This is a genomic window from Roseiflexus sp. (assembly GCF_057785375.1).
In genome coordinates this window covers 1-6,333 of record NZ_JBYNRX010000004.1, presented here as the reverse complement: position 1 = coordinate 6,333, position 6,333 = coordinate 1, and the positions used below count along the sequence as shown (strand labels likewise).

The following is a 6,333-nucleotide window of genomic DNA, read 5'->3' as shown; positions in this document are numbered from 1 at the left end:
GCGGCGAAGCCGCCGCAACCCACCACCTTAATCAGGAGCGGCACACTGCCGCAGGCCTTGGCGGAGCCAGAAAACGCGCCACTGCGTAAGTCCTGGCATTTAGACATTCATTCGCCGGTTCTTGAGCGATGCCATCATCCTGGATCGTTCATGCTTCAGTGATGCGCGCAACACAGTTCAGGATCTGATCAGGATCTGGCAGCGTGACCCTGGACCGTCTCAAGGCAATCTGCTGGCATATATTGTCGAAGAAGTTGTATGCAAACTGCTTGCGGGTCAGATTCGAGTCGTCCGACGATCCTGACCGGTACATATCCTTGAGCCACGCACCAGAAATAGTCTGCCTGACTTCCGTCATCAGTTCTGCAAATTCGATTTCGGATAAGAGATAATCGCTCGCCAATTCCTCAATAGCGGATTGGAGGAGATGGATCATCTTGCTGGCATCATCTTCGATAAACCGATCCAGCACCTTTTTTGCGCCACTGCTTCCAGCGACGCCGCCCACAATTCCCCCGCATACTCCGCCCACAACCCCGCCTATTGCTGTGCCAATGCCAGGAACTATGCTCCCGATTGCTGATCCTGCCGCTGCTCCCGCGAACCATCCACCGGCGCCGGTTGCAATACCCGCTCCATTGACAGCCATGTTTTTCGCGACCTGAGACCACGACATATCACGCCTGATGGCGGCACGGTACATATCCGGCGCCGTTAACGCAACTAAACTGATCGTGGACGTGATAGCATTAGTGCGAAGTAGTTTCGCAACGTGATTGACTGCTGCCGCTCCGTAGACGGGTCTTCCAAGCGATGCTGATGCGATGCGGTGAATAGCGCTTCTGCCGAGATCCGTCGAAGCGACTGTTCTTACTCCGCTGCGCAATGTAACCACGCCAGCGGCAGCCATGCGAGTGCGTAGTACCTGACGAGAAATGACGCCGACAATAAACGTTCTACCGCCTGCACTGATGCTGCTATAAAGCGCACCCCGGATTGCTTCCTCTGGTTTATCTCCATTCCATATTCGCCACGCGAAGTCAATTGCAAACGAAACCCCAAAAATGTAAGTCGACGTGATCGACTGCGTCTGGACATCAAACAGGAGAGAGTCAACATTACCGGCTCGTGCGATGTTGCGAGCCTGTTTGTATGTGACATATCCTTTTCTTACGATATTCCTCGCTTCATTGGGATCCGTGACGCCCGGCACCTTTCCCTGAGCGATTTTCCTCTGAAAAAGTTCAACACATTCGTCATACTGGTCAGCAGGAACTTCCAACATCTGTCCCTGGTACCGATACAAACCCGTCGTTTCATCGAATGCGGCATTGATAGTCGCATCAGATGTCTGAAAATATTTAGTTTGAATTGTAGTTCCATCGACAATACGATCTGGACCATTGATTTCATTGGTTGTTCCCGTTATCTCAACATTTCTAAGCCGTAGCGTATTGCCAAACGCATTGGCATCTTCAGCCGCAAATCCATGACCGCCTTTGGTATGATACTTGCCGATCTGCAATCGTTCCAGCGCCTTTGCAATCTCTGCTGAAGCAAGCCATGTCACGACTTTGCCGGTGCGATCCGACGATGACTGGCTGTCTTGCATAAATGCCTCCGATGGTTCATGTCAACGTCTAGTGCAAAAATGCCGGCCTGCACTGTGGCAGCACCACGCACGATGTCACATTCCTCATAGAGCGAACAACCAGATGTTGCACAATAATGGCCGGTGTTGACCGTCTTGCAGCGGACGTTGGCTGCGACAGGCTCAGCCGCCGTGGGCTGCGACGGGCTAGATCAACGTCCGCCGCTCCACGTCCTTGATTGTCCAGGTTTGGTTGTTCGCCCTATAAGATATACCGCGAGCATCACCAATGCGATACTCTGTTCAAAAGCAGGCAATCTGCAATGCTCTAAGCCATGCGCAGCTATTCCGGTCAGGCTTACCGGACAGGCTTCCCTGGCGAAGTCTTATGTCACACGCAGTTTCGGGCATGAGAAAGCCCCCTCTCTTTTTGTGAGGGGGCAGGGGAGATGGCGCGTCTGACCGGGAACAACGCAGTATCAGATTTACAGGGGAATATTCCCGTGTTTGCGCGGCGGCAGGCTCTGTCGCTTCCCGCGCGCCAGGCGCAGCGCGCGGATCAGCGCCGGTCGCGTTTCACGCGGCTCGATGACATCGTCGAGATAGCCGCGCTCGGCGGCGATGTAGGGGTTGGCGAAGCGGTTCTGATAGTCCTCGACCAGTTCGGTCAGGCGCGCCACCGGATCGGCAGCCTGCGCCAGCTCGCGGCGAAAGATAATCTTGACGGCGGCATCAGCGCCCATGACGGCAATCTCGGCAGTGGGCCAGGCAACGTTGAAATCGGCGCGAATGTGCTTGCTCGCCATCACGTCGTAGGCGCCACCGTAGGCTTTGCGCGTGATGACTGTCAACTTCGGCACTGTCGCTTCGCAGTAGGCATACAGCAGTTTGGCGCCATGCCGGATGATGCCGCCGTACTCCTGCTGCGTGCCGGGCAGAAATCCGGGCACATCGACGAAGGTGATCAACGGGACGTTGAAGGCATCGCAGAAGCGCACAAAGCGCGCCGCCTTGACCGATGAGTCGATGTCGAGCGTGCCAGCCAGATGGGCCGGTTGGTTGGCGACAATCCCCACGGCGTGCCCGTCGAGCCGTGCAAAGCCAATGATGATGTTGCGCGCCCAGAACGGCTGCACTTCGAGAAAACTGCCTTCGTCAACGACGGCTTCGATCACCTGGAGCATGTCGTAGGGCTTGCGCGGATTGTCGGGAATGATTGTTTGCAGGTTCTCGTCCATGCGGTCGGGATCGTCGTCGGTCGGAACGAACGGCGGGTCTTCCAGGTTGTTCGCGGGGAGGAACGAAAGCAGCACCCGCAATTGATCGAAGGCTTCCTCTTCGCTGTCGGCGGCAAAATGCGCCACGCCGCTGCGCGAGTTGTGCGTCATCGCCCCGCCCAACTCCTCGAAGCCGACGTCCTCGCCGGTCACGGTCTTGATCACATCGGGACCGGTAATGAACATTTGCGAGCTGCCCTTGACCATCAGGATGAAGTCGGTCATAGCGGGCGAATAGACCGCGCCGCCAGCGCATGGACCGGCAATCACCGACAGTTGCGGCACCACGCCGGAAGCCATCACATTGCGGTAGAAGATCTCGGCATAGCCGCCAAGACTGACGACCCCTTCCTGGATGCGTGCACCGCCGGAGTCGTTCAAGCCGATGCACGGCACACCCATGCGCAGCGACAGGTCCATGACTTTGCAGATCTTCTCGGCGAACACTTCGCCAAGCGACCCGCCGAACACCGTGAAATCCTGGGAGAAGAGGCAGACGTGGCGGCCATCGATCGTTCCATAGCCAGTGATCACGCCATCGCCAAGCGGCTTGTGCCGATCCATGCCGAAGGCGGTCGTGCGGTGAACCGCAAAGGCGTCGAGTTCCACAAATGAACCCGGATCGAGCAATTTTTCGATGCGCTCGCGAGCGGTCATTTTGCCGCGCGCGTGCTGCTTCTCTGCAGCCTGCGGATCGGTGGTGCGTGCATGCTCACGCCGCCAGCGCAAGTCTTCAATACGCTCGCGTGTTGTCTTCATAGCGTCCCTGCCCTCGTAGACGGTGGATTGATACGATTATACCGGAGAGAGATACAATAGGGGTGCGAGGTGCGAGGTGCGAGGTGCGAGGTGAGGGGGTGTGAAGGCATTACCATGGAAACACTGACGAGGAAGCATACGTCTGATACAAAGAAGGGCAGGGAGATAAGGCGTGATCTGCGGAGACGAACATGATTGATCATCAATCGACGGGGCAAACGTGGAGGCGCGGCGCTGCCGTGTGGGGTCTCTGGCTGATAGTGCTGGCGCTGGCGGCCGTTGTCATTTACGTCATCTGGATGCGCGCCTTTTTCGAGATTTACTACGTATGGCTGAGCCTGGGCGATGCAACCCGCCTGGTCTACGAACTGACAATGATCGTGTTGACCATTGGCGTCGTAGTATGGATCGCCATCGGCGAGCCGTATCTGCTGGCCGGCGCCCGTGAACGCCGGCTGATGCGCCGCTTCTGGTATGTTGCTGTGCCGCTCCTGATCGCAGGCGCAATCGGATTGATTATTCCAATCATATGACGCCATTCTATAGCAATCGGTAATAGATGACTGCCGTGTGGAGCGAACCATCGGCGCTGCGGGCATATTTTGGGATGCGCCCGACGAAGGTGTATCCGCACGCCTGATACAGCATTTCGGCGGGATCACCCTCACGGGTGTCGAGGATGAGCAGTGAACGTCCCTCACGGCGCGCCTCTTCCTCGACTGCCGCCAGCAACGCTCGCCCAACGCCCCGCCGCTGGGCTGAACGCAGCACCATGAGTTTCTTCATTTGCGCGCGATGTTGCTCGCCTGGCTTCTGCGCCAGTTCGAGTTGCACAGCGCCAATGATCGTGGCGCCTTCTCGCGCCACCAGCAACACCCGCAGGCGTTCGATGACATCATCACAGATCGCATCCCAGTAGCGCTGCGCTGTCGCTTTATCGAGCGGCGGCAGGAACCCGAGCGACGCGCCGCTATTGACGGCGTCCTGCAATAGCGCCACCAGTCCAGGGCGCGCCGCGTGAAATGTTGCGGAATTGAGACGTTCAATGACCATCCGACCCTCCTTGACTTCATGATACAGGCAGATTATACTGTATGAGCATACCCCTGGGAGGTATAGGCACATCGCATAATTATAGCAAAGGGAGCATACGTCTATTATGGCCAAGCCTGTTACTGTGACCGATGACGATTTTGAGCAGCAGGTGCTGAAATCCGACATCCCGGTCGTCGTTGATTTCTGGGCGCCGTGGTGCGGTCCGTGCCGTGTTATTGCACCGATCCTCGAAGAACTGGCAAAGGAATACGATGGCAAAGTCAAGGTCGCAAAGGTCAACACCGACGACCATCAGCGCTGGATGAGCAAATTCGGCATCATGGCCATCCCAACCATGATTTTCTTCAAGAACGGCAAGGAGATCAACCGGATCACCGGCGCCGGTCCCAAGCGCATGTTGAAGGAAGCGTTCGACGCGGCCATTGCCAAATAATTGCCCATGGAGGGAGCGATGTCCGCACCGCAGCCTGTGCGCCCGATCAGCGATGAACTGCGCCACGATGTACTGGTGCGGCTGCGACGGATCGAAGGTCAGGTGCGCGGCATTCAACGCATGATCGAAGAGTGTCGCGACTGCCAGGAGATCGTGACGCAACTCGCTGCTGTCAAGGCGGCGGTTGGAAGCCTGAGTACGCTCCTGGCAGAGACCTATGCGCGCGATTGTCTCTGCTCAGGCGAAGCCGTCAATTCAGAAGAAGTTGCGCGCCTCCTCGATGTGCTCAAATCGGCACGCTGATCTTACGGCGTCACTGCAACATTTACGCCAAATTCAGAGGTGTACGCGCCGGTTGCCGTTCCACTCACTACGTCGCCGGCGCTCACCCCGCTGACCGTGAATGTCCCGCTGAATGTGCCGTCGACAGCGGCAGTGAGAACGCCAAGCAGTATTCCACCCTCCCCTCTGACGCCCGCCGGTCCCTGTGAGAGAAAGATTTCAACCCGCGTGCCACTGAATACCGTCTGTCCTGGCGCCGTCCCAATGTATCCTGCCACTGTCAGCGAACTTCCGCTCAGCCAGGCGACGCTGATAACCGGTGCGTCCATGCCCTGATTGGCCGATCTGGTCAACAGTGTGTCATCGTTGGCGGTAGGACCGTCATTGTCCAGATCTATCGCCAGCCCGCCGTTTGCGAAGATACGATTACCCAGAATGCGTGCGCTGGTTGCGCCCGGTTTGAGCGTCACGCCTTCGTCGCCGTTACAGGCAATGATGTTGGCTTCAGTCGCTGCCGTTCCACCAACCTCAGTATCGGTCGAGTCCTGGAGATCGATGCCGTCGTCGCTATTGCCGCGCGGCGTGACGCCATCAGCAGCCACGCCGATGTAATTGCCGATGATCCGGTTCCCCGTCGATAATGCACCCCAAATGCGAATTCCATTGATCGCAGCGCCAGGCGCTAACGAAATCTTCATCGAGCGCGAGCGAGTTCACCGGTATCAGTGTAGCAAACATCCATTACCTGCGGCGATGCTCAATGGCAAGAAGACGGCGGATTACGAACGCGCTTCGTAGGCGCGGGCGCGGATGATCGTCACCCGGCGACGGTCATCTGCGCCTCAATCATCATCGTCATCGTCGTCGTCGCCGGGCGACGGCGGCGCGGGCGGCGGCGCGGGCGGCGGCGCCGACGGCGGTGTGGGCGGCGGTGC

General features: G+C 57.7%; 7 protein-coding genes. 3 read left to right on the top strand and 4 right to left on the bottom strand.

All coding sequences use genetic code 11. The features are described from left to right. Window positions 1-148 precede the first annotated feature (148 nt). Both AC3EA7_RS00800 and AC3EA7_RS00795 read right to left on the bottom strand, forming a co-directional pair. Window positions 149-1,612 (bottom strand): hypothetical protein, encoded by a 1,464-nt coding sequence (locus tag AC3EA7_RS00800; protein ID WP_488612120.1) that lies wholly within the window; start codon window positions 1,610-1,612, stop codon window positions 149-151. 464 nt (window positions 1,613-2,076) lie between these two features. Further along, a complete protein-coding gene (locus AC3EA7_RS00795; RefSeq protein ID WP_488612119.1) occupies window positions 2,077-3,627 on the bottom strand; it encodes an acyl-CoA carboxylase subunit beta in 1,551 nt (516 codons plus the stop codon). A gap of 191 nt (window positions 3,628-3,818) precedes the next feature. Between AC3EA7_RS00795 and AC3EA7_RS00790 the strand changes: the two genes are divergently transcribed. After that, entirely contained in the window at window positions 3,819-4,160 is a 342-nt protein-coding gene (locus AC3EA7_RS00790; RefSeq protein ID WP_488612118.1) for a hypothetical protein, read from the top strand. 7 nt (window positions 4,161-4,167) lie between these two features. Here AC3EA7_RS00790 and AC3EA7_RS00785 read toward each other — a convergent pair whose 3' ends face one another. Next, complete coding sequence (locus tag AC3EA7_RS00785; protein WP_488612117.1) at window positions 4,168-4,680, bottom strand: GNAT family N-acetyltransferase; 513 nt, start codon at window positions 4,678-4,680, stop codon at window positions 4,168-4,170. A gap of 106 nt (window positions 4,681-4,786) precedes the next feature. Between AC3EA7_RS00785 and trxA the strand changes: the two genes are divergently transcribed. Together trxA and AC3EA7_RS00775 are read left to right on the top strand one after the other, a co-directional pair. Continuing rightward, a complete protein-coding gene (trxA, locus tag AC3EA7_RS00780; protein WP_488612116.1) occupies window positions 4,787-5,116 on the top strand; it encodes a thioredoxin in 330 nt (109 codons plus the stop codon). A gap of 18 nt (window positions 5,117-5,134) precedes the next feature. Next, on the top strand, window positions 5,135-5,419 hold the full coding sequence (locus AC3EA7_RS00775) for a metal-sensitive transcriptional regulator (protein ID WP_488612115.1): 285 nt from the start codon (window positions 5,135-5,137) through the stop codon (window positions 5,417-5,419). 2 nt (window positions 5,420-5,421) lie between these two features. Here AC3EA7_RS00775 and AC3EA7_RS00770 read toward each other — a convergent pair whose 3' ends face one another. Continuing rightward, a complete protein-coding gene (locus AC3EA7_RS00770) occupies window positions 5,422-6,096 on the bottom strand; it encodes a hypothetical protein (RefSeq protein WP_488612114.1) in 675 nt (224 codons plus the stop codon). Window positions 6,097-6,333 lie beyond the last annotated feature (237 nt).